The organism is Cobetia sp. 10Alg 146 (assembly GCF_029846385.1).
Lineage (GTDB): Bacteria > Pseudomonadota > Gammaproteobacteria > Pseudomonadales > Halomonadaceae > Cobetia > Cobetia marina.
On the sequence record NZ_JARWKT010000002.1, the window covers coordinates 255,060 to 281,384 of the forward strand.

The 26,325-nt window shown below is 62.8% G+C and carries 22 protein-coding genes; 12 read left to right on the forward strand and 10 right to left on the reverse strand.

Going from position 1 to position 26,325, the window contains the following annotated elements; all coding sequences use genetic code 11:
- The first annotated feature begins 33 nt into the window (after positions 1–33).
- Both QD172_RS04080 and QD172_RS04085 read left to right on the forward strand, forming a co-directional pair.
- Complete coding sequence (locus tag QD172_RS04080) at positions 34–1,053, forward strand: LysR family transcriptional regulator (protein WP_279855078.1); 1,020 nt, start codon at positions 34–36, stop codon at positions 1,051–1,053.
- A gap of 171 nt (positions 1,054–1,224) precedes the next feature.
- The gene (locus QD172_RS04085) at positions 1,225–1,620 is read left to right on the forward strand and encodes a glutathione S-transferase N-terminal domain-containing protein (protein WP_084209099.1); all 396 of its coding nucleotides are present in this window, start codon (positions 1,225–1,227) and stop codon (positions 1,618–1,620) included.
- A 107-nt stretch (positions 1,621–1,727) separates the two neighbouring features.
- On the opposite strand, the gene QD172_RS04090 is transcribed toward QD172_RS04085, so the two are convergent.
- The 3 genes from QD172_RS04090 to QD172_RS04100 all read right to left on the reverse strand — a co-directional run bounded on the left by QD172_RS04090 (position 1,728) and on the right by QD172_RS04100 (position 4,589).
- Entirely contained in the window at positions 1,728–2,930 is a 1,203-nt protein-coding gene (locus QD172_RS04090) for a COX15/CtaA family protein (RefSeq protein ID WP_279855237.1), read from the reverse strand.
- A gap of 301 nt (positions 2,931–3,231) precedes the next feature.
- Complete coding sequence (locus QD172_RS04095) at positions 3,232–3,828, reverse strand: hypothetical protein (protein ID WP_279855079.1); 597 nt, start codon at positions 3,826–3,828, stop codon at positions 3,232–3,234.
- A 35-nt stretch (positions 3,829–3,863) separates the two neighbouring features.
- Positions 3,864–4,589: an SURF1 family protein gene (locus tag QD172_RS04100; RefSeq protein ID WP_279855080.1), complete on the reverse strand. Its 726-nt coding sequence runs from the start codon at positions 4,587–4,589 to the stop codon at positions 3,864–3,866.
- Between the two features lie 100 nt (positions 4,590–4,689).
- Between QD172_RS04100 and QD172_RS04105 the strand changes: the two genes are divergently transcribed.
- Positions 4,690–4,881, forward strand: a complete 192-nt coding sequence (locus tag QD172_RS04105) for a DUF2909 domain-containing protein (protein ID WP_077372262.1) — start codon at positions 4,690–4,692, stop codon at positions 4,879–4,881.
- Between the two features lie 27 nt (positions 4,882–4,908).
- Here QD172_RS04105 and QD172_RS04110 read toward each other — a convergent pair whose 3' ends face one another.
- The 4 genes from QD172_RS04110 to coxB are packed head-to-tail and all read right to left on the reverse strand — an operon-like array spanning position 4,909 to position 9,158.
- A complete protein-coding gene (locus QD172_RS04110; protein ID WP_279855081.1) occupies positions 4,909–5,769 on the reverse strand; it encodes a cytochrome c oxidase subunit 3 in 861 nt (286 codons plus the stop codon).
- Complete coding sequence (locus QD172_RS04115; RefSeq protein WP_279855082.1) at positions 5,766–6,359, reverse strand: cytochrome c oxidase assembly protein; 594 nt, start codon at positions 6,357–6,359, stop codon at positions 5,766–5,768. The genes QD172_RS04110 and QD172_RS04115 overlap by 4 nt, the downstream gene beginning before the upstream one ends.
- A gap of 27 nt (positions 6,360–6,386) precedes the next feature.
- Positions 6,387–8,051: a cytochrome c oxidase subunit I gene (gene ctaD / locus QD172_RS04120; RefSeq protein WP_279855083.1), complete on the reverse strand. Its 1,665-nt coding sequence runs from the start codon at positions 8,049–8,051 to the stop codon at positions 6,387–6,389.
- 30 nt (positions 8,052–8,081) lie between these two features.
- A complete protein-coding gene (gene coxB / locus QD172_RS04125; RefSeq protein ID WP_240665568.1) occupies positions 8,082–9,158 on the reverse strand; it encodes a cytochrome c oxidase subunit II in 1,077 nt (358 codons plus the stop codon).
- Between the two features lie 481 nt (positions 9,159–9,639).
- Between coxB and QD172_RS04130 the strand changes: the two genes are divergently transcribed.
- The 8 genes from QD172_RS04130 to QD172_RS04165 all read left to right on the forward strand — a co-directional run bounded on the left by QD172_RS04130 (position 9,640) and on the right by QD172_RS04165 (position 21,909).
- The gene (locus tag QD172_RS04130; protein WP_077372250.1) at positions 9,640–11,388 is read left to right on the forward strand and encodes a carbon starvation protein A; all 1,749 of its coding nucleotides are present in this window, start codon (positions 9,640–9,642) and stop codon (positions 11,386–11,388) included.
- Positions 11,378–11,698, forward strand: coding sequence for a cory-CC-star protein (locus QD172_RS04135; RefSeq protein ID WP_279855084.1), 321 nt, complete (start codon positions 11,378–11,380; stop codon positions 11,696–11,698). The genes QD172_RS04130 and QD172_RS04135 overlap by 11 nt, the downstream gene beginning before the upstream one ends.
- Before the next feature lie 77 nt (positions 11,699–11,775).
- Entirely contained in the window at positions 11,776–12,873 is a 1,098-nt protein-coding gene (locus tag QD172_RS04140; RefSeq protein WP_279855086.1) for an ArsA family ATPase, read from the forward strand.
- 430 nt (positions 12,874–13,303) lie between these two features.
- Positions 13,304–14,599 carry an efflux RND transporter periplasmic adaptor subunit gene (locus QD172_RS04145; protein WP_279855087.1) on the forward strand — a complete coding sequence of 432 codons (1,296 nt, stop codon included), beginning with the start codon at positions 13,304–13,306 and terminating at the stop codon, positions 14,597–14,599.
- A gap of 103 nt (positions 14,600–14,702) precedes the next feature.
- The gene (locus QD172_RS04150; RefSeq protein WP_279855088.1) at positions 14,703–17,834 is read left to right on the forward strand and encodes an efflux RND transporter permease subunit; all 3,132 of its coding nucleotides are present in this window, start codon (positions 14,703–14,705) and stop codon (positions 17,832–17,834) included.
- Between the two features lie 309 nt (positions 17,835–18,143).
- Entirely contained in the window at positions 18,144–19,571 is a 1,428-nt protein-coding gene (locus QD172_RS04155) for a paraquat-inducible protein A (protein WP_084209107.1), read from the forward strand.
- Positions 19,568–21,202, forward strand: coding sequence for an intermembrane transport protein PqiB (gene pqiB, locus QD172_RS04160; protein ID WP_084209108.1), 1,635 nt, complete (start codon positions 19,568–19,570; stop codon positions 21,200–21,202). Before QD172_RS04155 ends, pqiB begins: the two co-directional genes overlap by 4 nt.
- A gap of 11 nt (positions 21,203–21,213) precedes the next feature.
- The gene (locus tag QD172_RS04165) at positions 21,214–21,909 is read left to right on the forward strand and encodes an ABC-type transport auxiliary lipoprotein family protein (RefSeq protein WP_279855090.1); all 696 of its coding nucleotides are present in this window, start codon (positions 21,214–21,216) and stop codon (positions 21,907–21,909) included.
- A gap of 191 nt (positions 21,910–22,100) precedes the next feature.
- Here the strand turns inward: QD172_RS04165 and QD172_RS04170 are convergent, their stop codons facing one another.
- The 3 genes from QD172_RS04170 to QD172_RS04180 all read right to left on the reverse strand — a co-directional run bounded on the left by QD172_RS04170 (position 22,101) and on the right by QD172_RS04180 (position 24,960).
- A complete protein-coding gene (locus QD172_RS04170) occupies positions 22,101–22,640 on the reverse strand; it encodes a glycine zipper 2TM domain-containing protein (RefSeq protein WP_279855092.1) in 540 nt (179 codons plus the stop codon).
- A gap of 309 nt (positions 22,641–22,949) precedes the next feature.
- The gene (locus QD172_RS04175; protein WP_279855093.1) at positions 22,950–23,558 is read right to left on the reverse strand and encodes a hypothetical protein; all 609 of its coding nucleotides are present in this window, start codon (positions 23,556–23,558) and stop codon (positions 22,950–22,952) included.
- Positions 23,559–23,655: 97 nt separating this feature from the next.
- Entirely contained in the window at positions 23,656–24,960 is a 1,305-nt protein-coding gene (locus tag QD172_RS04180; RefSeq protein WP_279855094.1) for a GGDEF domain-containing protein, read from the reverse strand.
- Positions 24,961–25,668: 708 nt separating this feature from the next.
- Between QD172_RS04180 and QD172_RS04185 the strand changes: the two genes are divergently transcribed.
- Complete coding sequence (locus QD172_RS04185) at positions 25,669–26,169, forward strand: hypothetical protein (protein ID WP_077372220.1); 501 nt, start codon at positions 25,669–25,671, stop codon at positions 26,167–26,169.
- The last annotated feature ends 156 nt before the right edge of the window (positions 26,170–26,325 follow it).

Below are 26,325 nucleotides of genomic sequence, written 5' to 3' on the forward strand. Positions count from 1 at the left end.
TATTTCAGCCCTGATATTCCACTGGCGAAATTCATGACCTCGACTTCCCGCCATGCTCCCTCCAATGCTGGCATACGGTCACCCGGCCCCCTCAATCCGCGCCTGGACCTCAATCTCCTGCAGGTGTTGCAGGTGCTTCTGGAAGAATGCAGCGTCACGCGGGCCGCGGGCCGTCTGCACCTTTCCCAGTCGGCCGTCAGCAAGAGCCTGGCTCGCCTGAGAGCGATGTTCGATGACCCCCTCTTCATTCGAGAGCGTCATGGCCTGCGACCCACGCCACGTGCGCTCGGGCTCAGGGGTGAGCTTGCCGAGCTGCTCTCGCGTCTCGAGCATCTCAGCGCACCGCCGACCTTCACGCCCGCCACCAGTCGCCGACGCTTCCAGCTGGCCGTGCTGGAGAGCGCCTGGGCGACGCTGATGCCCTCCTGTACCCGCGCCCTCACCCAGGCCCTCCCGCTCGGCAGTCTCGAGATCAGTCGCTGGCAGGCCGACTGTCTCAATCTGATGGAAAGAGGCCTGCTGGATATCGGCCTCGGGGCACACGACCATCCGACCGACACGCCAAGCGAGCCCCCGGCGCTACCGAGAGGCTTCCACTCGCACACCCTGTGGCGCGATGATCACGTGATGTTGCTGCGCTACGGCCATCCACTGCTCGAGCGTTCGGTGCCGCTGACTCTCGAGGAGTTCGCCACGCTCGATCATGTCCAGGCCACCTGCGAGGGCCGCTCTCGCTGGTCGCTGGATGAGCGGCTCGAACGGCATGGTGCTCCGCGTCGCATCAAGGTACTGGTGCCGGACTTCCGGGATGCCTTGAGCATCGTCGCGCACAGTGAGCTCATCTTCTGCGCACCCAGAAGCTTCGCCCAGGCCAGCCGCCAGCAACACGGACTGGTCATTCGCGAACTGCCGCTGAAACTGCCGGCCCTGAGTTATCGCCTCATCTGGCATGCCAGCCACGAGCAGGACCCGGGCCATCGCTGGCTGCGTCAATCGCTGATGACCCACATTCGCAACGCCCATGGGGAAGACGCAGCCGCCGACGAACACTAGAATGGCCGCACACTCTGCAACCCACCGCTTTTGCGAGCGCTGACCGAGGGTGCTGATCGAGAGCACTGATCGCAAGCGCAGTGCAAGCGTCGTCAAGCCCGTCACCAGGGCTTGACCCGACGCGCAAGCACTCACCTCATATCACCATCCGCCTGTACACGAGGTATTTCCATGCGCCCCATCATCCGCCTGTTCTTCCGCACTCTGCGACTGGTACTGGCCCCCTTCATGCTGATCAGCGAAAAGCTGACCCGTGGCAGCGCGCTCGAGCGTAGCCCCGCCCAGCAGGCCGAGGTGGACGCCGAGACCGCCAGGCTGGCGCTGTATCAGTTCTCGACCTGCCCGTTCTGCATCAAGGTGCGCAAACGCATGCATCAGCTGAACCTGAACATCGAGCAGCGCGACACCCAGCACAACGCCACTCACCGCCAGGCCCTCGAACAGGGTGGCGGTCGCGTCAAGGTGCCGTGCCTGCTGATCACCCATGACGATGGCCACGAGGAATGGATGTACGAATCCGACACCATCAATGCCTATCTGCAGGAACGCTTCGGTCGCGCCGCCTGAGACTCTCGCAAGCCTCGAGTCCGCCCGAGGTGCGCCTTGGCAAACAAAACGACGCCGCTCTCATGAGCGGCGTCGTGGCGTCAGCGGGACAGTCATCAGCATGCCGTTCAGGCCAGCGTCTGACACATTCCCGTCCGCTTAGCCCGGTGAGCCTGGCTCATCCGATCCATCGCCCACACCATCGCCAATGTCAGCATGACGGCCCCCAGGGTGTGCGCCAGCGCCAGGTCCAGTGGCAGCCACCACAGCACATTGGCGATCCCCAGCCCAGCCTGCAGGCCCCAGGCTCCCAGCGCCCAGCCCCAGGGGTTGAGCGTCCCCGTGGTCATGAAGCGCCTATCGCCCGCCAGCCTCGCCAGCGGGCGTGCCAGTGAAGAGGAAGGTCGCGATGGAATGACGGCCTCGGGATGCCCGGATTGCACATGACGCCGCTGACGCCAGTAGAGCATCAGCAGCACTGCGCCCAGCAACACCGCTCCACCGCGATGCGCCAGATGGATGGCGGTACGCGCCTCCCCATGCAGCTGTCCGTGCAGATAGCTCGGGCCGACATCCTGAGACAGATGGAAGCCCTCTCCCCAATCCATCGCCGGCCATAGCGAGCCATTGCAGGTGGGGAAACCCTCGCAGGCGAGTCCGGCATAATTGCTCGAGGTCCAGCCTCCCAATGCCAGCTGTCCAAGCAACAGTGCCGCTGCCAGCGTGGCCAGCCACGGCTGACGCAAGACACGATGCCCGTGATCGTCCGCCGCCTTGGGCAGCGTTGCTCTCGCGTCACGCGCCGCCAGTCGTCGCGTCAGTGACAACCACAGCAACAGCAGCAGACTCGCCACGCCCAGGCCGCCCAACAGATGCAACGTCACCACCTGTGGCCAGAGCTTCAGCGTGACGGTAAAGGCGCCGAAGGCACCTTGTATCAGCAATGCCGCCAGCAACAGCCAGCACCCTGCCAGCGGGAAACAGGTAGCCATGTCCAGCGCCCGATGACGCATGCCTGCCGCCGACCGGGCGAGCCGCAGACGGCGCTCACGCCGCCGGACACGCCAGCCCAGCACGAGCAATGCCAGTGACGCCAGGCCGAGCAGGCTCGCCGCATAGCGGTGAATCATCTCAGCCCATGCCTTGTAACCCTCCAGCGGGTGGTGAGGACTATGCAAGCTTGCCGTGTGCGCATCCGGCACCACCAGGGCGCCATAACAGCCAGGCCAATCGGGGCATCCCAGGCCGGCATCCACCAGGCGCGTCCAGGCCCCGAGACCGATCACGAGAATGACCAGTCCCAGCATGCCGGCGACCAGCTGCCGAGCCATCCGCCACACACGCAGGATGTCTGTCTGACTGACTGCCTGCCGGGCCATCGAGTCATCAGCAGCGGCCAGCGGTGTGATTCCCGGCACACTCCCAGGCAAAGGATGCCCTGTCAGCGAAGTGGCAGAGGTTGAGTGACGCAGGAACGGCGGCGGGGGTATCAGCGCGGCACCGCGCTGACGGGCGCGCGCGCTGACACGGGGACGCAGAGGGTAGCGCGGGTGCGAGACAAGGCGAGACATGGCGTATCTCCCTGCTGGAGAGCTAGGGGTGAGCGAGTGATCGACGCATCACACGCTCAGCTCAGCGCGGCGCAGCCGGATTGCGCTTGAGCAATCGGCGCACATCCTTCATGACGGCCTGCGGTGTGATCTCGGGGCCATATGCCACCACGACTCGCCCCTGTGGGTCGATCAAGCGCAACGGCTGTGGCGAGGCCGCTGGGCCATTCGCCGAGGGCCAATGGCCCAGCGCACGCTGCTCCCCCGGTACTTGGGGATGCTGAAAGGACTGCTCGGCCACCACCAGACGCCCCAGCCGCGGCGCCTCCTTGCCAAGGGCGCGGTGCAGACGCCACCAACGTTCGGCCTGCGCCGTGGCCAGCTCCGACCGACTCGGCTCCGGCCAGCTGAGCCAGAAACGCTGCTCATCCGCGCCCCGAGCGGCTCTGGGCGGCATGCCACTGTCATTCTCGGGCTGTCGCGGGGCTGATGCACTCACGAGATACTCCAGTGACCAGTCCTGCAGCGGCATCACGTCCGGCAGCAAGGCGCCGTTCGCCACCCGCCCTTCGGGTATCCCCACCTGCACACTCAGCATGGCCCACGCCAATGGCAACGGGGCAGACAGCAGCCCCAGCAATGCCACGAGTTTCAGACGCTGTCGCATCACGTGTGTCATACCACCTCCTCCAGAGCAAGACGTCCCTTGACTCGCTAGACCTGGCGCTGACGCAGCGCGGCCTGTCGTTGGCGGCGCGCGCCCACGATCATCACCACCGCCGCACCGAGGCTGAGCCCCAGCCACTGCAGGGCATAGGCGTAATGGCGCTCAGGCGTCATGTTGCTCGGCTGCCACCAGGGCAAGAACCTTCCCGCACCGCCGGTCTGGTGCACGATGCCGGCAAACGCCGGAGCGCCAAGCGTCTTCCAGGCACTCAGATCCACCTGCTGCAACCGCTGCCCCTCCCGGTTGGGGCCGAACAGTGGCCCACCGCTGGTCCCCTGGCCGTTCAACCACTGCCAGCGACCCCTGATCACCTGAGAGCCATCAGGGGTGGTGAACTCCGGGTCCGCACGTGGCGCTGGCGATGCCACGAAGCCCCGCTCCACCAGCCACCAGCGGCCATCCCGGGACCTGAAAGGCGTGAGCACCGCCACGCCATGGCGCTTGTCCAACGTCCGGTTATCCAGCAACAGGCTGTGCTCCGCGAGCCATTCGCCCTGCAGCTCGATCAGGCTGGCACTCGCTGGCGGTGCCGTCGGCATCACCAGTTCCGGCGCTCTGGCCGTATCTTCCAGATGCTGGGCTCGCGCCTGGCCACGCATCACCTGCCAGCTGCAAAGACACAGGCCCAGCACGATCAGGCATCCCCAGAACAGCCACCAGCCTCGCCCGACACATCGCTCCTGCGGCGCCTCCGGTGACGCCAGCGCTGTCATCGCCGACTTGCTCTTGTCCGTCGGATGGGCTCGACTGTCAGATACGGGGCGAGCGAGAGCCTTGCCCTCGCCTGACAACGTCTGCGCCCCGGGAGGTGACATGCTGCTCAAATCGCTGATCGCGCTGGTCTTCGTCGGCATGCTGGCAAGTCTCATCGCCGGAGCCGGCTTTCTGTTGCACGACGGCAGCCGCAGTCGGCGCCTGCTGACGTCTCTCAAGTGGCGAGTGGGCCTGGCGGTCTGTCTGGTGATTCTGCTGGTCATGGGCTTCTCCACCGGAATGCTGAACTGACTCGCGCTCGACGCTCTTCGGCCTGCCTCAGAACACGTAGACGAACAGAAACAGGCCGATCCACACCGCATCGACGAAGTGCCAATACCAGGCTGCCGCCTCGAAGGCGAAATGGCGCTCGTGGGAAAAATGACCGCGAATCACCCGAACCAGCATCACGATCAGGATCACGGTGCCGATGGTGACATGCAGGCCATGAAAGCCGGTCAGCAGGAAGAAGGTACCGCCATAGACACCGGCTTGAAGCGTCAGCCCCAGGTGATGCCAGGCCTCGTAATATTCGAGCCCCTGCAACAGCAGGAAGCACACCCCAAGCGTCACGGTACCCGCCAGCCAGTTGCGCGCCGTGCGGCGATATCCCATCTTCAGCGCCTCATGGGCCACCGTCAGGGTGACACTGGAACTGACCAGCAGCAGCGTATTGGCCAGCGGCAACTGCCAGGGGGACAGCACTTCCTTCGGTCCGGCAATGCTGGCATCCGGCGGATTCATCAAGGGCCAGCTGGCCGTGAAATCAGGCCATAACAGGGCCGTCACGCCCTTGGCACCCTCGCCATCCAGCCATGGCAACGCGAAAGTTCGTACGTAGAACAACGCGCCGAAGAAGGCAGCGAAGAACATCAGTTCAGAGAAGATGAACCATGCCATGCCCCAACGAAACGAGCGGTCCATCTGATCGTCGTAAAGGCCGCCCATCGACTCGCGAACGACATCGCGAAACCATCCTGCCATCACCAGCACCACGGCCAGCATGCCGATGCCTGACAACCAGGCGGCGCTGCCATGCACCATCCAGATTCCCGTGCCGATCATCATCCCCCCCACGGCCAGCACACCGAGGATGGGCCAGGCACTGTGTGCCGGAACGTAATAGCTGCCACCGCTCATCGTTCACCTCCTGCAGAGTTCTCTGCCAGGTCGCCCGCCGGCATCGACGGCATCGTGACCGGGTAAAGGGTATAGGCCAGCGTCAGGTCGCGAATGCCCTCGGGGAGATCCGGGTCCACCTGGAAGACCAGCGGCAACTCACGCCGCTCTCCCGCCGCCAGCGTCTGTTCCTGAAAGCAGAAACACATGATCTTGCGCAGATGCAGCGATCCCTCGGCAGGACTGACGCTGGGGACCGCACGACCACGCACCGGATGATCGGCGTGATTGGTGAACACGAAGCGCGCGCTGTACTGGCCACCGGGGTGGATGCGGAACTGCTCATCCAGCGCCTCGAGTGTCCAGGGCAGACCCTGTCCCTGCTGGGTGATGAAGCGCACCGAGACCCAACGGCTCTCGTCGATCTCCATGGCCACCGCAGCCCTGGCCTGACTGGCGGCCTTGCCATTGAGGCCCGTGAGATTGCAGAAGACGTCATAGAGCGGCACCAGCGCGAAGGCGAAGCCCAGCATCCCGACCAGCGCCAGCAGCGTGCGCCGCACGGTACGTGCCACCGCCTGTTGCTGTGCTGCGTGATCGCGTGAGGACATGTCACTCTCCTGGCCGCTGGCTATCGCTCAGCGGATGATCTGACCATCGCGGGTCTGCGGCGGTATCTCGAAGGTATGCAGCGGTGCCGGGCTTGGCACGCTCCACTCAAGATCCACCGCCCCTTCCCAGGCCTTGGCTGGCGCCCTGATACCGCCGCGCGCGCACTTGATGATCACGACCAGGAACAGCAGCTGCGAGATACCGAACAGGAAGGCCCCGATACTGGACAGCATGTTGAAGTCGGCGAATTGCAGCGCGTAATCCGGAATGCGCCGTGGCATGCCGGCCAGCCCCGAGAAGTGCATCGGGAAGAAGGTGAGATTGACGCCGATGACCGACATCCAGAAATGCCATTTCGAGAGCCCCTCGTGGGGATAGAAGCCAGTCCACTTGGGTAGCCAGTAATAGGCCCCGGCGAGAATCGCGAACAACGCGCCGGGCACCAGCACGTAATGGAAATGGGCCACCACGAAATAGGTGTCGTGATACTGGAAATCCGCTGGCGCGATGGCCAGCATCAACCCCGAGAAGCCGCCGATGGTGAACTGGACGATGAAGGCGATGGCAAACAGCATCGGGGGCTCGAAGCTCAAGGAGCCACGGAACATGGTGGCGATCCAGTTGAAGACCTTCACGCCGGTCGGCACCGCGATCAGCATCGTCGTGTACATGAAGAACAGTTCCGCCACCAATGGCAGGCCGACGGCGAACATGTGATGCGCCCAGACCAGGAAGGACATGATGGCGATGGAGCCGGTGGCGTAGACCATCGAGGCGTAGCCGAACAATCGCTTGCGCGAGAAGGTCGGCACGATGGCGGACACGATCCCGAAGGCCGGCAGGATCATGATGTAGACCTCGGGATGGCCGAAGAACCAGAACAGATGCTGGAACAGCACCGGGTCTCCCCCGCCTGCGGCATTGAAGTAACTGGTGCCGAAATTGATGTCGAACAGCATCATGGTGATGGCACCCGCCAGCACCGGCATCACCGCGATCAGCAGGAAAGCGGTGATCAACCAGGTCCAGACGAACAGCGGCATGTCCATCAGGCGCATGCCCGGCGCACGCAGATTGAGGATGGTGGCGATGATGTTGATGGCGCCGAGAATCGAGCTGATGCCGGCGATGTGCAGCGAGAAGATGAAGAAGCTGGTCGAGGGCGGCGCATAGGTGGTGGAAAGCGGTGCGTAGAAGGTCCAGCCGAAGTTGGGACCCCCGCCCTCCATCAACAGGGTGGAAAGCAACAGCAGGAAGGCGACCGGCAACAGCCAGAAGCTGAAGTTGTTGAGACGCGGAAGCGCCATGTCAGGGGCGCCGATCTGCAACGGAATCATCCAGTTGGCCAGTCCCGTGAAGGCCGGCATGATGGCACCGAACACCATGATCAGCCCATGCATGGTGGTCATCTGGTTGAAGAACTCCGGCTGCACCATCTGCAGGCCGGGCTGAAAGAGCTCGGTACGGATCACCAGTGCCATGATGCCGCCGATGAACAGCATGCTCAGCGAGAAAATCAGATAGAGCGTGCCGATATCCTTGTGGTTGGTGGTCAATAGCCAGCGCAGCATGCCGCGCGGCGCGGTGCCATGGCCTCCTCCCGCATGGGAGCCGCCTGCGGAATAGCCGCCGGCTGCCCCCTCGCTCTCGCTGGCCTGAAGTACCGCCTTGCGTGGCTGTTCACTGGCCATGACACGCCTCCTGAATGCGTCGCTTGCACGCTATTGAGACAGCTGTTCCTTGATGACGGCTGGCTGTACCAGCTCGCCGGTATCGTTGCCCCAGGCATTGCGCTCATAGGTGATGACAGCCGCAAGCTCGACCGGACTGAGCACATCGGCGAAGGCCGCCATGGGCGTGCCTGCCTTGCCGTTCACCACGATATCGATGTGCGCCTGCATGTCCTGCGTGACGATGGCACTCCCCACCAATGAGGGGAATGCCGGGGGCATGCCCTGTCCATCCGGCTGGTGGCAGGCGGAGCAGATGGTGGCGTAGGTCTTCTCGCCCTTCTCCATCAACTCCTCGAGACTCCAGTCGCGTCCGGCATCATTGCGTGACGCTTCGGCCTCGGCCTTGCGTGCGATCAGCCACTCATCGAATTCGGCCTCCGGCAGCGCCTCGACCACCACCGGCATGAAACCGTGGTCCTTGCCGCACAGCTCGGTGCATTGGCCGCGATAGGTGCCGGGTGTCTCGATGCGGGTCCAGGCCTCGTTGATGAAGCCGGGGATGGCGTCCTTCTTGACGCCGAAGTCCGGCACCCACCAGGAGTGGATGACATCGGAGGACGTCGTCAGGAAGCGCACCTTGCGATTGATGGGCAGCACTAGCGGATTGTCGACTTCCAGCAGGTAATGCTCGCCCTTGGCGGCGGTGTTGTTGATCTGCTCGCGCGGGGTCGCGAGACTTGAGGTGAAGGCGACATCCTCGCCCAGATACTCATATTGCCAGCGCCATTGGTGCCCGGTGATCTTCACGTCAAGCGCCGATTCGGAGGCGTCGTACATGTCCTTGAGGGTGGCGGTGGCGGGGACTGCCATAACCACCAGGATCAGCAACGGGATGGCGGTCCATAGAATCTCGATGCGAGTGTTCTCGTGGAAGCTGGCCGCGACCGCACCACGTGACTTGCGATGCTTGACCATCGCGTACCCCATCACACCGAACACCACGATCCCGATGACCACACAGATCCAGAAGATGATCATGTGCAGGGAGTGGATCTCGCGACTGACGGCCGTGACGCCGACCGGCATGTTGTATTCGACTCCCCATGCCGCGGGAACGAGCCCCATCAGTGACACCGCCGTCAACGGGCGCCACGAGCGCCGCCACCGGAGTGCGGTGACACGGGAAAGGCATTCCGCGATCCACGACATCGGCGCCTCCTTGTCATTGTTATCGAGAGCCTCATCCGGATGACGGCAATGAGCGACTCCCTGTGCTCCGACTTGCTTGGAGTATAGAAGAGCTGGGCGGAACACAAGGTCGCGTGGATCAACCCACTGATACTCCTTGGTCGCAAGGCGAGGAAGTGCAACAGCGGCTACGCGGTTCCACCAGACAAGCGCCGACAGGGCCCCGGGCGACTTCCGCGATGTCTCCACGCACCGCGCGCATTCCACCTGCTTGCCTGCGCTTGCAGACAGGGGCCACGTCGGGTCAGCCCGGGGCGACCAATGGCGAAGTTATATGCGCAAATATAGATGTTAGCGTCACGCCGATGACACGCCACGCATTGCCGTCGCCCCACTCACACGCCTACTGGAACGCCCCATGAACGCCATCTGGCTCGCCCTGTTCGGCTGTCTCGCCTTTGCCATCGGTTATCGCTTCTACTCGCGCTTTCTGGCGGAACGCATCTTCCGTCTCGACCCCGATTACGTGACTCCCGCCCATGCGCTGCGCGATGACACCGACTACCTGCCGACCAATCGCTGGATACTCTGGGGCCACCACTTCACCTCGGTCGCCGGTGCAGCGCCCATCGTCGGGCCGGCGATCGCCGTCTACTGGGGCTGGCTGCCGGCGGTGCTGTGGGTCGTGCTGGGCAGCCTGTTTGCCGCGGGAGTCCATGACTTCGGTACCTTGACGCTCTCGGCGCGTCATCGCGGCCAGTCCATCGGCACGCTGGCGGACAAGCTGATCGGCAAGCGCGCCAAGCTGTTGTTCCTGTTCATCATCCTGATTCTGGTGCTGATGCTGAACGCGGTGTTCGCCTGGGTGATCGCCAACCTGTTCATCAACTTCCCGGCCAGCGTGCTGTCGGTGCTCATCCAGATTCCGCTGGCGGTCTGGATCGGCCATCGTGTCTATCGGCGTGGCGGCAAGATGCTGTTGCCCTCGATACTGGCGCTGCTGGTGATGTATGCCGCTGCCCTGCTGGCCGGCCAGTACGAATTCTTGCAGATTGATCTGGCCGGCACCTTCACCGCCATGGCAGGCGGCGAGGATGGCACCTTGCTGTTCGGCCTCTCACCGATCTCCAGTGCCTTCCTGGTGTGGATCGTCGTGCTGATGGCCTATGTCTACATCGCCTCGGTGCTGCCGGTGTGGAAGCTGCTGCAACCGCGCGACACCATCAATTCCCATCAGCTGGTGGTCGGGCTGGTGCTGCTGTACCTGGGGCTCGCCGTGGGCGGCCCACATCTGACGGCGCCGGCCTACAACACCGAAGCCGAGATGTCCTTCTATCCGCTGCTGTTCATCACCATCGCCTGCGGCGCGATCTCGGGCTTCCATGGACTGGTCGCCTCAGGGACCACTTCCAAGCAGCTTGCCCATGAGCCGGATGCACGCATGATCGGCTACACCGGCGCACTGGGCGAAGGCATGCTGGCGCTGATTTCCATCATCGCGGTAGCGACCCTCTTCGGGACCCAGGCCGATTTCACCGCCACCTATTCAAGCTTCGCCGCCGCCGGTGCCAACGGGCTCTCCAGCTTCGTGGAGGGTGCAGGACAGCTGATCTCGCACCTTGGCCTGCCGGCCAGCATCGGCAGTACCCTGGTGGCGGTCATCGTGGTGAGTTTCGCGGCCACCACACTGGATTCCGCGGTACGTCTGATGCGCTACATCATCGCGGAGCTGGGCAGCGAGTACGGCATGCCGGCACTCAGCCACAAGCACGTCGCGACCAGCATCGCGGTCATCTCCAGCGCCGCGCTGGTCATCCTGCCGCAGGGGCCCAAGGGCTTCGGTTCCGGCGGCTATCTGCTGTGGCCGCTGTTCGGGACCAGCAACCAGCTGCTGGCAGGGATCTCGCTGATGCTGATCTCGGTCTGGCTCAAGCGTCAGGGACGCCCGGTGATCTACACCCTGGCTCCGATGGTCTTCCTGATGATCATGACCCTGTGGGCGATGGTGCAGCAGGTAGTCCTGGACTGGTCAGGCATGGGCAGCAACGACCCGCAATGGCTGCTGTTCACCTTCGGCAGCCTGATCATGGTATTCGCGCTGTGGATTCTGCTGGAGGCCAGCCGCAGCCTGAAGGCACCCGCCCAGGTGAGCGCCCATGAGAGCTGATGACGACTCCCGCGTGGCGCGCTCGCCACGCCCCCCCGGACTGACGAGGCGCCTGCTGACAGGTGCCGCAGGGCTGCGGGATGGCTGGGAGGCCATGCTGCGCGTCAATCAGCAACGTGACCTGGCGCAGCTCGCCCGCGAGGAGGAAGACATCTTCATGATGATGAGCTTCGCCGAGCTGATGGGCATCCCCAATCCGGCACCCGCCGTCTCACTGGAAATGCTGCCGCTGATGCTGGAGCGCATGCACGACTGGCACCTGCGCCAGGGGCTTGAGCATTCACCGCTGGAAGGGATCAAATGCTGCTGAACTGGCTCAGGCGGCGTCGCCGACAGGATGGGACTCGACGCACGCATGCAGCCGAAGGCCGCTCCGATCCCGGCAGGGTGCGTGATACCCAAGAAGAAGGCGCCATCCCTCGCCCCGAGATCTGGTTCTTCGGCGGCAAGGGCGGTGTCGGCAAGACCAGCTGCGCGGCGGCGCAGGCATTGGCGCTGGCAGAGAAAGGCGAGCCGACACTGCTGGTGTCGACGGACCCGGCGCACAATCTGGGCGATCTGTTCGGGGATCTGGGAGGCAGACCGCGCGCCATCGCGGCGTGCCTGGATGTGATGGAGCTGGACCCCGAACAGGAGTGCGAGCGCTATCTCGAGGAGGTACGCCAACGCATCGCGCCACTGGTCAGCGGAGAGCGCAGCGCCACGGTGATGCGCCAGCTGGCACTCGCACGCCATGCACCGGGCACCAGTGAAGCGGCGCTCTTCGATGCGCTGGTCGAGATCATCCTCACCCCGCCGGCCCCACTGGCACCGGACAACTCATCGTATCGACACATCCTGTTCGATACGGCTCCCAGCGGGCATACTATCCGACTGCTGAGCTTGCCGGAGGTACTGGGCGGCTGGCTGGAAGGCATGCTGGGCCAGCGCCGGCGAGCCGTCGCGGAGCGCAGCCTGTGGCTGGACAGCCAGCAGACAGCCACCGCCAGCGAGACCGGATCCTCTGCCCCCGAAGACCCGATCAGCGAAGCGCTGGAGCAACGTCGTACCCGCTACAAAGCGCTGCGTCGGTGCCTGACGGATGCCAGCCGGGCGCGCGTCATCCTGGTCAGTACGCCAGAGAAGCTGCCCTGTCTGGAGACGCTCCGTACGCGCGAGGCACTGGAAAGCCATGGGCTCTGCGTCGGCGGCCTGATCATCAATCAATGCCTGCCGGATGCCCCGTCAGAGGTGTCGGGCGCAAGCTCGCCCTCCTCCGGGGAAGCACAGGCCGACTGGATCACGAGCTGGCGTGAGCAGCAGTTCCAGTGGGCGGCCAGACTGGAGAACGCCTTCGCTGATCGCCCCTGCCTGCGCCTGTCACGTCAGTCACGTCTGCCGGAAGACAGGGAGAGCCTCGGTCCCCTGATCACGGCACTCTCGTCGTTCCGCCCGTGGTCTCACAACTCCTCATCGACACCTTCCTGGCACTGCCTCCCTGAATGAGATGCTCGATCACCGCGCCACGCCCTTCGGGCAAAATTTCTTCCCGGTGCGCAGTGGTTCAGCATTCATACACCTCTATCTGCTAACTTATGCACCATTGACGCATAGGATGGGCTGTCACCGCCTCATGTCTCACGAAGCTAGAGTGGGGCAATGCATGAGAACGATCCACATGATGGCAAGAGAAAGGTATTGCCAGGATCATGCAAGCCTGAACATAAGGTGCTGATCACCTGGCAACAATCTGTTGCAGCACGATGCGCAATAACTGCACAAAACAACCATACAGCCGCCTCGCCATTCCGATAGAATAGCTGGCTAAATATTTTTCTCATCATGACACCATTGCCTTGGCGTGCCGCACCCGCGGCGGGCCAGGGTGTGACGATTGAAACGCACCTCAGCCCCTGAACTTCGTAAAGGACGCTCCATGGCCCCGACTTCCCTCCGTCTACCCCGCCTGCAGAGACAACCCTTGGCCGTCAATGCCCGCCGCCTTGGCTTGCTTCCGGCAAGCCTGCTGCTGATCGGTGCCCTGTTGGCCGGTTGTAGCGGCGACAAGGAAGAGGCTGCCCAAGGCCCCGCCGCAGGTGCAAGCCAGGCCGCTCAGGTCGATGTCATTACCGTCACCACGCAGGATGTGCCTATCACCACCGAGCTGCCGGGCCGCACGCGCGCCTATCAGATCGCTGAAGTACGTCCGCAGGTGGGAGGCATCATCGAATCGCGTGACTTCACCGAAGGCAGTGACGTCAAGGAGGGGCAGGCGCTTTATCACATTGATTCACGCACCTATCGCGCCGATGTCGAGAGTGCCAAGGCGAGTCTGGCGCGTGCCGAGGCGAGCCTCAACACCTCCAGCCTCAAGGCCAAGCGCTTCAAGAACCTCGTGGCACGCAAGATGGTCAGCCAACAGGATTATGATGATGCCGTGGCGACCGTCGGCGAGGATCGCGCCGATGTCGCCTCTGCCAAGGCTGCCCTAACCAGCGCCCAGATCAATCTGGATTACAGCGTGGTGAAGGCCCCCATCAGCGGTCGTATCGGCAAGTCGAGCGTCACCAAGGGCGCATTGGTCACGGCAAGCCAGGACACCAGCCTGGCAACGGTCCAGCGGCTCGACCCCATCTATGTTGACGTGACCCAGTCCGCTACCGAAGTTCTGCGCCTCAAGCGTGAACTGGCCGAGAATCGCGATGCCGCCGCAGCACCGGCTCAAGCATCGGTGGAACTGGTAATGGAAGATGGCAGCGTATACGGCACTCAGGGCAAGTTGCAGTTTGCGGATATCACCGTCGATGAAGGTACCGGCATGGTCACGCTGCGCGCTCTGTTCCCCAACGAGGACGAGCTGTTGTTGCCCGGCATGTTCGTGCGTGCCCGCCTGACGGAGACGGTGGCCAGGGATGCCATTCTGGTTCCGCAGAAAGCCGTGAGTCGTGACAGCAAAGGCAATGCGAGCGTGATGACGGTCAATGCTGACAACAAGGTCGAAGCCAAGCAGGTAGTGATCGGTCAGGCCATCGACAATCAGTGGCTGGTGACCAATGGCCTCGATAACAATGACAAGGTCATTGTCAGCGGACTGCAGAAGATCAAGCCGGGTGCCACGGTCGAGATCGCTGCCAACGAGACGAGCACTGACCAGAATGGCTCGGCTCAGTCCGAGACTGCGGTCAGCGACTCCTCGGAAAGTGAACCGGCCGGGACTGGCAATCGCCAGTAAGCCTGCCGCCTCTTTTCGCGCCACTGTCGCCAGTCACTGAGCTATGCGTATCACGCCTGACTGGCGGCACGTCCCGAACGACGTTCCAGGAGCCTCAAACGTCATGGTCAGATTCTTCATCGATCGCCCTATCTTCGCCTGGGTGCTCGCCATCATCGTGATGCTGGGGGGTATCTTCAGTATCCTCAAGCTGCCGATCGAGCAATATCCCTCGCTGGCCCCGACCAGCATTACCATTCAGGCCACCTACTCCGGCGCTTCAGCCCAGACGGTAGAAGATACGGTGACTCAGGTCATCGAGCAGCAGATGAACGGCATCGACAATCTGCTGTACATGAGTTCGAGTTCAGACTCCCAGGGCAATGCCAGCATCGAGCTGAGCTTTGACACTGGCACCGATCCCGACATCGCTCAGGTGCAGGTGCAGAACAAGCTGCAGCTGGCTACCCCGCGCCTGCCGCAATCCGTCCAGAACCAGGGTGTCTCGGTCACCAAATCGTCCGGTAGCTTTCTGATGGTGGCAGCTTTCGTCTCTGACGATGGCAGCATGACCAAACAGCAATTGACCGACTATGTCGCCTCCGATATTCAGGACGAGGTAGCTCGCGTTCAGGGCGTGGGCGAAACTCAACTGTTCGGCGCACCGGGGGCCATGCGCGTCTGGCTTGACCCGCAGAAGCTCAACAACTTCAAGCTGACCACCAGCGATGTCACCACGGCCATCAGCACGCAGAACAACCAGATCGCCTCGGGCCAGCTTGGCAACCTGCCGGCAGTGAAGGGTCAGCAGCTCAACGCTACCATCGTGGCTCAGACACTCTTCGAGACACCGGAACAGTTCGGCAACATTCTGCTCAAGACACAGGAAGATGGCTCTCAGGTCTATCTGCGCGATGTCGGCCGTGTCGAGAAAGGGGCGGAAAGCTACAGCACCGTCAGCCGCTACAATGGCAAGCCTGCTGCAGGGCTGGGCATCAAGCTCGCCTCGGGTGCCAACGCACTGGACACCGTACAAGCCGTCAAGAATCGTCTCGGTGAGCTGTCCGACTACTTCCCCCCGGGCATGAGTTTCAAGGTACCTTACGACACCTCGCCCTTCGTCAAGATCTCCATTGAAGAAGTGGTGATGACGCTGCTGGAAGCCGTGGCGCTGGTCTTCCTGGTAATGCTTCTGTTCCTGCAGAACTTCCGGGCCACGCTTATCCCCACCATCGCCGTCCCGGTCGTTCTGCTGGGCACCTTCGGGGTGCTGGAAGTGATGGGCTTCTCCATCAATACCCTGACGATGTTCGCCATGGTGTTGGCGATCGGGCTGCTGGTCGACGATGCCATCGTGGTGGTGGAGAACGTCGAGCGCGTGATGCATGAGGAAAAGCTCTCGCCGCTCGAGGCGACGCGCAAGTCAATGGGACAGATCACCGGCGCTCTGGTCGGCATCGGTCTCGTGCTGTCTTCCGTGTTCATCCCGATGGCCTTCTTCCCCGGCACCACAGGGGCAATCTTCCGTCAATTCTCGGTGACCATCGTCTCGGCCATGACGTTGTCCGTGCTGGTGGCGTTGATCCTGACACCGGCCCTGTGCGCCACGTTGCTGAAGCCGACCAAGGAGAAGACCACCGGCTTCTTCGGGCTGTTCAACCGGGTCTTCGACCGCTCCAACGCGCGCTACCAGAAAGGCGTCAGTGGCATGCTCAAGCGCACTGGCCGTTCCATGCTGGTCTACGCCTTGATCGTGGTCGGCTGCGGGGTACTGTTCACTCGCATCTCCACGGGCTTCCTGCCCGATGAAGACCAGGGCTATCTGTTCAATCAGGTCATCCTGCCGGTGGGCTCCACTCAGGAACAGACGCTCGAGACGCTGGAAAAGGTCGAGCATCACTTCCTCGTCGATCAGGAAGATGCCGTTCAGGAAATGTTCGACGTCGCCGGCTTCAGTTTCGCCGGCCAAGGCCAGAACATGGGCCTGGCGTTCATCAACCTCAAACCCTGGGATGAACGTACTCGTGACTCCTTCAGCGTGGTCGGACAAGCTCAGAACTACTTCAACACCTTGAAGGAAGCCGTGGTCTTCGCCATCAACCCGCCACCGATCATGGAACTGGGCAACGCCAGCGGTTTCGACATGATGCTGGTGGACCGAGGGGGTATCGGCCATGAAGCACTGACCAATGCACGCAATCAACTGCTGGGAATGGCAGCTCAGAATCCAGCCGTGACCGGCCTGCGTCCCAATGGTCTGGAGGACAGCCCGCAGTTCACGCTCAACATCGACGAGCTCAAGGCGACAGCGATGGGTGTCTCGTTGTCAGAGGTCTACTCGACTCTCTCCACGGCGTGGGGCTCGAGCTATGTCAATGACTTCCTCGACAACGGCCGCACCAAGAAGGTCTACGTGCAGGCAGAAGCCAGCGCACGCATGCAGCCGGAAGATCTCAAGAAGTGGTACGTCCGCAACACCTCTGGTGAGATGGTGCCACTGAACGCCTTCATCCACGGTGAGTGGACCTATGGGTCTCCGCAGCTGGAACGCTACAATGGCGTCTCCTCGATGGAACTGTTGGGTCAGGCGGCACCGGGTTACTCCACCGGTCAGGCCATGCAGGCCATGGAAGACATGGTCGGCCAGCTCGATAATGGCGTCGCGCTGGAATGGACGGGCATTTCACTGCAGGAATCCCAGAGTGGCGGCATGGCTCCTTATCTGTATGCCATCTCGCTGGTCTTCGTCTTCCTGTGTCTGGCCGCGCTCTACGAGAGCTGGAGCATTCCGTTCTCCGTCATGCTGGTCGTCCCGCTGGGGGTCCTCGGCGCCCTGCTCGCCACCTGGCTGCGTGGCCTGGACAATGACGTCTACTTCCAGGTCGGCCTGGTGACCACCATCGGGCTCTCGGCGAAGAATGCGATCCTGATCGTCGAATTCGCCAAGGACCTCGAGGTCCAGGGCCGCTCACTGATCGACGCCACCATGGAAGCGGTACGCATGCGTCTGCGCCCGATCCTGATGACCTCCATGGCCTTCACCCTGGGGGCCGTGCCACTGGCCATCTCAACCGGTGCCGGTGCGGCCAGCCGCCATGCCATCGGCAACGGCGTGATCGGCGGGATGATCTCGGCCACGGTACTGGCGATCTTCCTGGTGCCGGTCTGCTATGTGGTGGTTCGCCGCGTGTTCGGGGAGCCGAAAGAGCTCAAGCGGGCCCATGAAGCCGCAAGCCAGGAAGACGATCTTGTCTGAGCATTGATCGCACGCTTCCTCATTGCCGTCACCTCGCGTGATGGCCCTGCACGCCGCCCTCTCCGGGCGGCGTGTCGGTTCATGCGTCTGGTGGATCGATGATGGCACGGGTGCCCGTGATGTCTCGTGAGCGATGCTTCGCATTGGCGGGCATTGAGTGCGAGGCGAGTTTTGCGGCATCATGCAGGTATCGAACAGTGTTTGCCTGCCGCCGGGGCAGGCGCCAGTCACCCGGACTTCGCCCTCGTCATTCTCGCCACTCGCCCTTATCCGGCATGGCGCCAACGCGCCCCTTCATTCAGGAGAGACATGCCTCGTCCTCTAGCTGCCTTGCGTCGTCTTGCGCGCCATACCCTGGAAAGACGTGACCCGCCGACACTGTTCGCGCCTGTCACGCGCAGCGTCTCACGGCGGCGACTTCGCGCATGCGAATGCTGTGACCTGGTCGTGGCCCTTCCGGCGCTCAAGACCGGCGAGCGGGCGCGCTGCCCACGCTGTGATCATCTCTTCGCCCAACGCCACGCCCATTCCGTCCAGCGCACCCTGGCACTGGCGACGGCGTGCCTAGTGATGCTGGGGCTGACGCTGCCCTTCGAGTTCATCGCCTTTGCCACCCGCGGCATCTCCGCCAGCCTCAGTCTGGTGGACACGCCAGCGGCGCTGACGGCAGAGTCGTATCCGTCGCTGGCGGTGCTGCTGATTCTGACCATCGTGCTGCTGCCGGCGCTCTACCTGATCGGGGTGATCTACACCCACACGGCCATCGGCCTGAAGGTGGCGTTGCCCGGCATTCGCGGCATTGCCAGAACGCTCAGCCATCTGCGCCCCTGGATGATGGCCGATGTCTTCCTTGTGGGCGTGATGGTGAGTCTGGTCAAGATCGCCGGCATGGCCGATATCAGCTTCGGCCCGTCGTTCTGGGCCTTCTGTGCCTTCGCCCTGCTGATGACCAAGACCCTGGCCAGCATCGACGGTGATCGCATGTGGTTCGCTCTGGCGGGCGAGCCGCCGGCCCCGGAGACAGCCAGACCGGGGCTGGGGGCCGCGCTGCAGGGGCTGGGCAGCTGTCACAGCTGCGGGTTGATCAATGAATGCACGCAGGACCAGCACGTCAACTGCCGGCGCTGCGGCGACCCGGTCCATCAGCGCAAGACACATAGTCTGCAACGTACCTGGGCGTGGTTGATCGCGGCGCTGATACTGTATCTGCCGGCCAACCTCTTCCCGATCATGAGTACCGTGAGTCTGGGCGAGAGCGACCCGCAGACCATCGCCGGCGGTATCGTGGTGCTGTGGTCCCACGGAGACTGGCCCATCGCGATGGTCATCTTCATTGCCAGCATCCTGGTGCCGGCCTCCAAGATGATCGCCATCGCCTGGCTGTGTCTCAGTGCGCAACGCCCGCAGGTCCAGCATGCCCGCGCGCGCGTCACGCTGTATCGCATCACCGAGTACATCGGCCGCTGGTCGATGGTCGACGTCTTCGTGGTGGCGCTGCTGGCGGCATTGATCCAGCTGGGCGCCCTGATGTCCGTGCACCCGGGGCCGGCAGCGCTGTCCTTTGCCAGCGTGGTGGTGCTCACGATGCTGTCCGCCCAGAGCTTTGATCCACGTCTTGTCTGGGATACGCCACAGGAAGCGCGAGTCGCGACCAGCGGCCTTCTCCAGGCAAGCAAGGAACGTGAGGTCTCCCCCGCTTCCTCCCCTATCGATTCACCGTCACAGGATGACCTATGAGTGATGACTCTCGTGCGCGTCGTGAAAGCCGACGCCGTCTTTCGCCGATCTGGATCGTCCCGATCGTGGCATTGCTGATCGGTGCCTGGATGGTGTGGCACAACATCGCCAGCCGTGGCCCGCAGATCACCATCGAGATGGAGACGGCAGAAGGTATCGAGGCCGGCAAGACCTTGATCAAGACTCGTAACGTCGAGGTCGGCAAGGTCGAATCCGTACGCCTGTCGGACAACCTCGACAAGACCATCGTCACGGCACGCATGTCCAAGGACAGCGAGCGCATGCTCAATGAGGACACGCGTCTGTGGGTGGTCAAGCCGCGTATCGGACGCGAAGGCATCAGTGGTCTGAATACCGTGCTGTCAGGCGCCTACATCCAGCTGCAGCCCGGCGACAGTCGCGAGGAAGCCGACCACTTCGTGGCGCTGGAGCAACCTCCGGTCACGACCCAGGACGCCAAGGGGCTGCGCATCGACCTGACCAGCAATGATGGCAGCGTGCTGTCCGATGGCGACCCCGTCACCTACGAGGGCTTCGTCGTGGGGCGCGTGGAATCCAGCGAGTTCCGCCCCAGCGAGAAGGAAATGCATTACACCCTGTACATCGACTCGCCCTACAACGAGCTGGTGACCTCGACCACGCGCTTCTGGTCCACCAGCGGTGTCAGCCTGCGCCTGGACTCCCAGGGGCTTCAGGTGGACGTGGGGTCACTGGAAAGCGTACTGAGCGGCGGGGTCGCCTTCGGCATCCCCGAGGACCTGCCGCGTGGCCGCCCTGTGGTGGAGAACACCTCCTTCACCCTGTATTCCGATCAGGAAGAGGCCCGTGAAGGCAGCTTCCATCAGGCCATCGACTACGTGATCATGGTCGACGACACCGTGCGCGGCCTGTCGCGTGGCGCACCGGTGGAATTCCGCGGCGTGCGACTGGGCACGGTGGTCAGCGTGCCCTACCGCCTGACCCATCAGCGGGTACGCACGCTCTCCAGCTTCGAGATTCCCGTGCTGATTCGCATCGAACCGGAACGCCTCGAGGGTCAGGTCGATGATGAAGGCGTCAAGCAGTGGGAGAAGCGACTGGAGCGACTGTTCAAGCGTGGTCTGCGCGCGACGCTCAAGTCCGGCAACCTGCTGACCGGTGCCTTGTTCGTCGACCTGGACTTCTATGACAATCCACCGCCGTACAAGACCGATACCTTCGATGACATCGAGGTCATGCCCAGCGTGTCAGGCGGCCTCGCGCAGATGGAAGCCAAGCTCAATGCGCTGCTCGACAAGCTCAATGGCCTGGACATCGAGCCGGTGCTGGGCAATCTCAACAAGACCCTGTCGGCCTCCGAGAGCCTGGTGAAGCGTCTCGACAAGACCGCCGGCCATGTCGATGCCCTGTTGGGTTCCGATGAGGTACAGAAGCTGCCGAGCGACATCAGCACCAGCCTCGACAACCTCAATCGCACCCTGGATGGCCTGACACCGGAGTCTTCTGCCTATCGCAAGCTGGAGGGAGACCTCGAGCGCCTGGACCGCGTGCTCAAGAAGGCCGAGCCGCTGCTCGACACGCTGGAGAAGAATCCCTCAAGCCTGATCTTCGACAAACCGACGACCCGTGATCCGATTCCGAGGGCCCAATGATGACAACAGCCATGAGTCTCTCGACCCGCACGGCAGCCATGCCGCAAGCGTGCAGCGCGTCTGCCTCACTGCGCACTTCAACGTCGCACAAGGGCCGCTTCGGCGGCCTGATGGCAGGTTTGTTGATGCTCGGCACACTGGCGGGTTGCACGACCGCCGCCACTGGTGGCGCTTACCTGCTGCCACAGACGACACAGACCGCTGCCCAGCGCAGCGTTGCCGCCGATGCACCCCTGCTGGAAGTGATGCCGGTGCAACTGGCCAGCTATCTGGAAGGCGGCAGTCTGGTCTATCAGACGGACGACATCACCCTGGTACAGGCCAGCCAGAACCTGTGGGCCGATGACCTGCAGGACATGCTGACCCGCCAGCTGCTGAACCAGCTGAAAGCCAGCCCCGCCCAGCCGCTGAGCCAGTACCGTATCGCGGATACCAGCCTGAGCGGATTGAAGGGTGCTCGCCTGAGCGTCAGCCTGGATCGCTTCATCGGTCGCCATGATGGCCAGTCCGTCATCACCGGTCGCTGGCGCCTGCGCGGCGTGGATGGCAGCGTGCTGGAGGAAGGCGACATCCAGACGCTGACTCCACTGACGGATGACGGCTATCCGGCACTGGTCAACAGCCTGGGCGAAGGCTGGCGTGTGACCGGCGAGCAGTTGGCACGTGAGATCGCCAAGGCATTGCCGGCCACGGCAGGTGCCAGCTGACGGTCTGACAGGCTGACAGAACGGGGCACGGTATGATGCCCAGAAACCAGAAGACCCCCGACGGATTCCGTCGGGGGTCTTCTGGTCTGGCGGCTATTGCGCAGAGCGATCGAGGGAAACGTTTGAGAGAACTCATCGAGCCGCGCCTGTCGACGCTCTTCGTCTCCGCCTGACCGCTCGGCTATCTGGCCTCAGCCCTGCTGTGGCAGTACCAGCTCACCGTCACGAATCTCGAAGCGCTTCACGTCCGGCTTGTCTTCAAGACGCACGGTGCGAGTCTCGTCGCCCATGTCGACCTTGACGTCATAACCCACCACCTTGTCGCTGGCATCCTGCACTGTCTCGCAGCGCTGCTCGGTCGTGGTGTAGGTATCGCCCTTCTTAATCTGTCCCTGGATCTGATTGCCGGCATAGCCGCCACCCACGGCACCCGCGGCGGTCAATACCTTCTTGCCGTTGCCACCGCCGAATTGATTGCCCACCACGCCTCCGACGATCGCACCGACGGCAGTGCCGACGACATTGTGGGTATCCTTGCTGGGCGCCTGATGGGTCACGGTCTCGTTGTGGCATACCTGACGCGGGGTGGTCACGGTTTCCGTCACCGCATCCACCGCCACGATATCGGCGTATTCAGGGCCTGAGTTGCTGGCCGTATAGCTGCCGATCGCCACTCCACCACCAATGCCCAGTGCAGCAACGATCGCGCCAATCAGGATGGACTTGTTCATGCGTGTTCTCCTCACCGAATAGTGTTGCAGCCTGGCTCGTCGGCCAGTCAGCCATGCCCCTGGATAACACTTGAGGGGCGTGCCGCTGCGTTCGGAGAGTAATCTAACACTGTTCGATAAACTCGGTAATGTGGCAACTTCACCACCCGGCTGTCTCAAGAAAGCAACAACCAGCCCGATAACGGCGCATCGACGCTAGAAGATGCCGCTATTATGCAAATATTCTAAACAATTGAATATCCGGGCCTCGATTCGAAAGACTCAAGCAGCCAGGCATGCTCGGCCCCCTTCCAGCAGGGGTTCAGGTCGTCAGTCCCGCTGCGTCGCGGTGATGGAGACAGCCTCGTCATTGCAGAACTGGACACGAACATCTCCCCACCAGCTGAGCAGGCGACATGACTGATTGTCGGCGATGGTCTCGCTGACATCACTGGGCTTGCCCAGCAGGGACACCGCCTGAGACTCACTCATGCCTTCCACCAGATAGCCATCATCGATGGCCGAGCGAATCCGGTATTGGCGCTGACTCTCCTGACGGGCCGCCAGAGTCCGCTGCTTTTCGCGCTCGAGACGCTCCGCGGTGGCGTCTTCCTCCAGATCTGCCGGCCCGCGTTGCGCAGCGGGTACCACCGTCAGGGAGTCATCCAGCGCCACCGGCGCATCCCCTTGATGACAGGGCTGCTGCTGCCAGGTGGGGACACCGTCGAGCATGCAGCGATAGATGCTGTTGCCGGCCTTGGCAGCCGTTGGCAAGGCCGGCGCCACAGCTGGCGCGGCGGCATTGGCCTGGCCGGCCTTCACATCACCGTCCTGCGTCGTTGCAGGAGCCGCCAGTGTCATCTCTGCCGTCAACAAGGCTGCGGTCATGAACAGGCACTGCCAGAGACGCCCCGCGCGTCCACCACTCGTATCGATCATCAATCTCAATCTCCGGAATACGCAGAAAGGGTCTTGCCACCGGGCTGCCCGGGCACGGCCATGGAAGTGGCGCGACCGTCATCGAGAGCGGTGCGATTCAAGGACGTTTGTAGCCATAGCATCCAGTCCCGGCGACATGGGAGCTACCTTCGCCGTGAGTGTCCTGCTGTCGCGTCTCGCGCTGGGAGCCCTCCACACAGAGGCGCATCTCTGACGAGGATGACGCAGGACTCGGCATCGGGGCGGTGGCTTGTGCTGTCGCCGGGATATCGGCCGCGTCGGTCTGGCTGCGGGGTTCATCCAGCATGTCCCAGGCCGTCACCACCCGATTGCGACCGGTACGCTTGGCACGATACATCGCCTGGTCCGCACGACGGATCAGCTCCGGCAGCAAGGACTCGGCTGCCGTGGCCGGCCCTCCCTGGGCCACGCCGATACTGACCGTGACCCGCAGCAGCTTGCCATTGTTCAACACGAAGGCGCGTCCGTTGATGGACTGCAGCAGTCGGTCGGCCGCGTGTCGCAATCCCTGGCGATCATTGCTGGGGCACAATGCCACGAACTCCTCGCCCCCCTGGCGACAGAGCAGATCACTGCCGCGCAGGTGATGACTCAGACGCCGTGTCAGCTCCACCAGCACATCATCACCGCTGGCGTGCCCATGCGTGTCATTGATCGTCTTGAAGTGATCCACGTCGATCATCAACACCCCCAATCCGTCCTCCTGAAGCATGCGTGCGCCCTCCTCCCTGAGCGCAAGCCGCGAGAGGGCCCCCGTCAGCTGATCATGGCGCAACTCCCGCAGATAGCGCTTCTCGCGCCGCTCGGATTCCCACCCCATCTCGATGGCCACCAGGCCGATGAAGGTGACACAGATCACGAGATTGATGATGCTGGCCGTGGCCATGAACTCATAGGAGCCGATGTAGACAGGCCCCGGCAGGGATTGGGCGATCAGATAGAAGATCAGCAGGCCGCCACTGGTCAGGAGACGCGTGATCCGCGCCATCGGCGCGATGCAGATGAAGAAGATCGACAGGATGTGGTAGTACTCGAATCCCGCACCCACGCCGAACTGGTGTTCCCACCATGACGCCTTGAGCGATACCGGCACGACCAGCAGCAACAACGCGGTCTGCAGGTGTCCCCTGCGATGCAGGATGATGGAAGCCACGGTGAGCAAGGTCCCGACCACCTGGGCGACGACGGGCTGCGGGTAGGGCTGCATGCTGAGCAGGGCGAAATAGCCGATGTGGCAACCCAGCGCACTGATGTAGCACCACATGAACAATTGATAGAGCCCGGCATGCCGCTCAGCCAGCCCTCCTGGAGCCGGCCAACGCCACTTCACCCCAGCCAGACCGGTCCTCTCCCCGGCCCGACGGCGATCAGGTTTCGCCATGATTCCTTCCTCTTTGAACTGACACCTTCCATGTGTCCCGTGTGAGAATCTCATACCGTCTGAATGCTCCCAGTCTACCTCACGTTCGAGTGTGAAACGTGATGGCGACAGTCCATGCGCGTCATTCAAGGCATGCAGGAAAGGGGACATAACGTGACATAACGTCGCCGTTTGACGCGGGAAAGGCATATGGACGTGCCAAGTCTTCGTTGTTGGCGTTTGCGCCAGGGGCCACATCTCGTAGAAGATTTCAGGCAAGAGTGTGAGTGAGGTGCCATCACCTGCAAATGGCAGCCTGATACTCCTGCATGACAGCCAGCCTGATCACGTCTCGCCGACAGGCGCCGCAATCCGATGCCGCCCACCTCAAATGCCATCCCTCTTCCGCACGATGTCCATCCCCCTTCCGCACGATGTCCATCCCCCTCGACATGACCTGGCCGCGCATTGAATGCGGCCCATTATCCGGTGAGGCTGCATGGCGCATCAACCACGGTGGATGCCACGGGGCCGCGCAATGCTCGACGCTCATGCGCGGCGACGCTTGCCTTGGCAGCGCCCTTCGGATTAGGGATGATGAGGGCCATCAGTGATACGCCTGACTGCCGGGCCGGAGCAGCACGACCACAAGGTCCTGCCTCCCGCCACCATCCTTGTCCGTTTCCCCCGCCAAGGGGCAACGGCCTTCATGCAACAAGAGAGTATTCAATGGACGCGACCACTCTGACGCGCGATTTCCACCTGTGGCAGCGTTTCTCCAAGCAGGATCGTCTCGAGCGCGAACACCGTGCTGCCCGTCGCAAGATTGCCGAAGCCGGCACCATGGCGACCCGCATGATTCAGGCCTACCAGAGCATGGCGGCCAAGGGTGCCTCGGAAAACGCCTGCTACCGCACGATCTACAAGCACAAGGATGCCCAGGGGGATGTCCTGGTGCGCGAAGGTTGGCTGAAAGTCCGCAGAATCGTCGCCGAAGGCGGCACTACCCGTCTGCGTGGCACGCTGATCACCACCTTCAGTCTGGCAGATGGCGAGCGGGAGCCTGCCGATGCCGAGGTGGAGAAGCTGACGCTGGAGGTCTATGACGAGATCGTGGCCGGGACTCGCATGAAGCTCGCCTGCAAGGTCGATCGCTGCGATGGTGAGGGTCAGACGGACTTCATCACCTTCCTGGACTCGGTGCGCGGCGACCTGAAAGAGTGGCTGTGATGCCGTGAGCATGCTGGCATCAGGGTCCAGACATCAGGGCTTGGCATAAGGGCCCTGGCATAAGAGCTCTGGCATAAGGACTTCGACATGAGGGCTCTGAAACGGAGCCAGCGGCGCATTGTTGCCAATCCGGAACAACAGCTGGGCCTGCTGACG

Bases quoted from the DNA above. Each gene is read 5' to 3' on its own strand.
- QD172_RS04080 (WP_279855078.1), top strand. From the start codon at position 34: ATGACCTCGACTTCCCGCCATGCTCCCTCCAATGCTGGCATACGGTCA.
- QD172_RS04085 (WP_084209099.1), top strand. From the start codon at position 1,225: ATGCGCCCCATCATCCGCCTGTTCTTCCGCACTCTGCGACTGGTACTG.
- QD172_RS04090 (WP_279855237.1), bottom strand. From the start codon at position 2,930: ATGGCTCGGCAGCTGGTCGCCGGCATGCTGGGACTGGTCATTCTCGTG.
- QD172_RS04095 (WP_279855079.1), bottom strand. From the start codon at position 3,828: ATGACACACGTGATGCGACAGCGTCTGAAACTCGTGGCATTGCTGGGG.
- QD172_RS04100 (WP_279855080.1), bottom strand. From the start codon at position 4,589: ATGACAGCGCTGGCGTCACCGGAGGCGCCGCAGGAGCGATGTGTCGGG.
- QD172_RS04105 (WP_077372262.1), top strand. From the start codon at position 4,690: ATGCTGCTCAAATCGCTGATCGCGCTGGTCTTCGTCGGCATGCTGGCA.
- QD172_RS04110 (WP_279855081.1), bottom strand. From the start codon at position 5,769: ATGAGCGGTGGCAGCTATTACGTTCCGGCACACAGTGCCTGGCCCATC.
- QD172_RS04115 (WP_279855082.1), bottom strand. From the start codon at position 6,359: ATGTCCTCACGCGATCACGCAGCACAGCAACAGGCGGTGGCACGTACC.
- ctaD (WP_279855083.1), bottom strand. From the start codon at position 8,051: ATGGCCAGTGAACAGCCACGCAAGGCGGTACTTCAGGCCAGCGAGAGC.
- coxB (WP_240665568.1), bottom strand. From the start codon at position 9,158: ATGGGGCTCGTTCCCGCGGCATGGGGAGTCGAATACAACATGCCGGTC.
- QD172_RS04130 (WP_077372250.1), top strand. From the start codon at position 9,640: ATGAACGCCATCTGGCTCGCCCTGTTCGGCTGTCTCGCCTTTGCCATC.
- QD172_RS04135 (WP_279855084.1), top strand. From the start codon at position 11,378: ATGAGAGCTGATGACGACTCCCGCGTGGCGCGCTCGCCACGCCCCCCC.
- QD172_RS04145 (WP_279855087.1), top strand. From the start codon at position 13,304: ATGGCCCCGACTTCCCTCCGTCTACCCCGCCTGCAGAGACAACCCTTG.
- QD172_RS04150 (WP_279855088.1), top strand. From the start codon at position 14,703: ATGGTCAGATTCTTCATCGATCGCCCTATCTTCGCCTGGGTGCTCGCC.
- QD172_RS04155 (WP_084209107.1), top strand. From the start codon at position 18,144: ATGCCTCGTCCTCTAGCTGCCTTGCGTCGTCTTGCGCGCCATACCCTG.
- pqiB (WP_084209108.1), top strand. From the start codon at position 19,568: ATGAGTGATGACTCTCGTGCGCGTCGTGAAAGCCGACGCCGTCTTTCG.
- QD172_RS04165 (WP_279855090.1), top strand. From the start codon at position 21,214: ATGAGTCTCTCGACCCGCACGGCAGCCATGCCGCAAGCGTGCAGCGCG.
- QD172_RS04170 (WP_279855092.1), bottom strand. From the start codon at position 22,640: ATGAACAAGTCCATCCTGATTGGCGCGATCGTTGCTGCACTGGGCATT.
- QD172_RS04175 (WP_279855093.1), bottom strand. From the start codon at position 23,558: ATGATCGATACGAGTGGTGGACGCGCGGGGCGTCTCTGGCAGTGCCTG.
- QD172_RS04180 (WP_279855094.1), bottom strand. From the start codon at position 24,960: ATGGCGAAACCTGATCGCCGTCGGGCCGGGGAGAGGACCGGTCTGGCT.
- QD172_RS04185 (WP_077372220.1), top strand. From the start codon at position 25,669: ATGGACGCGACCACTCTGACGCGCGATTTCCACCTGTGGCAGCGTTTC.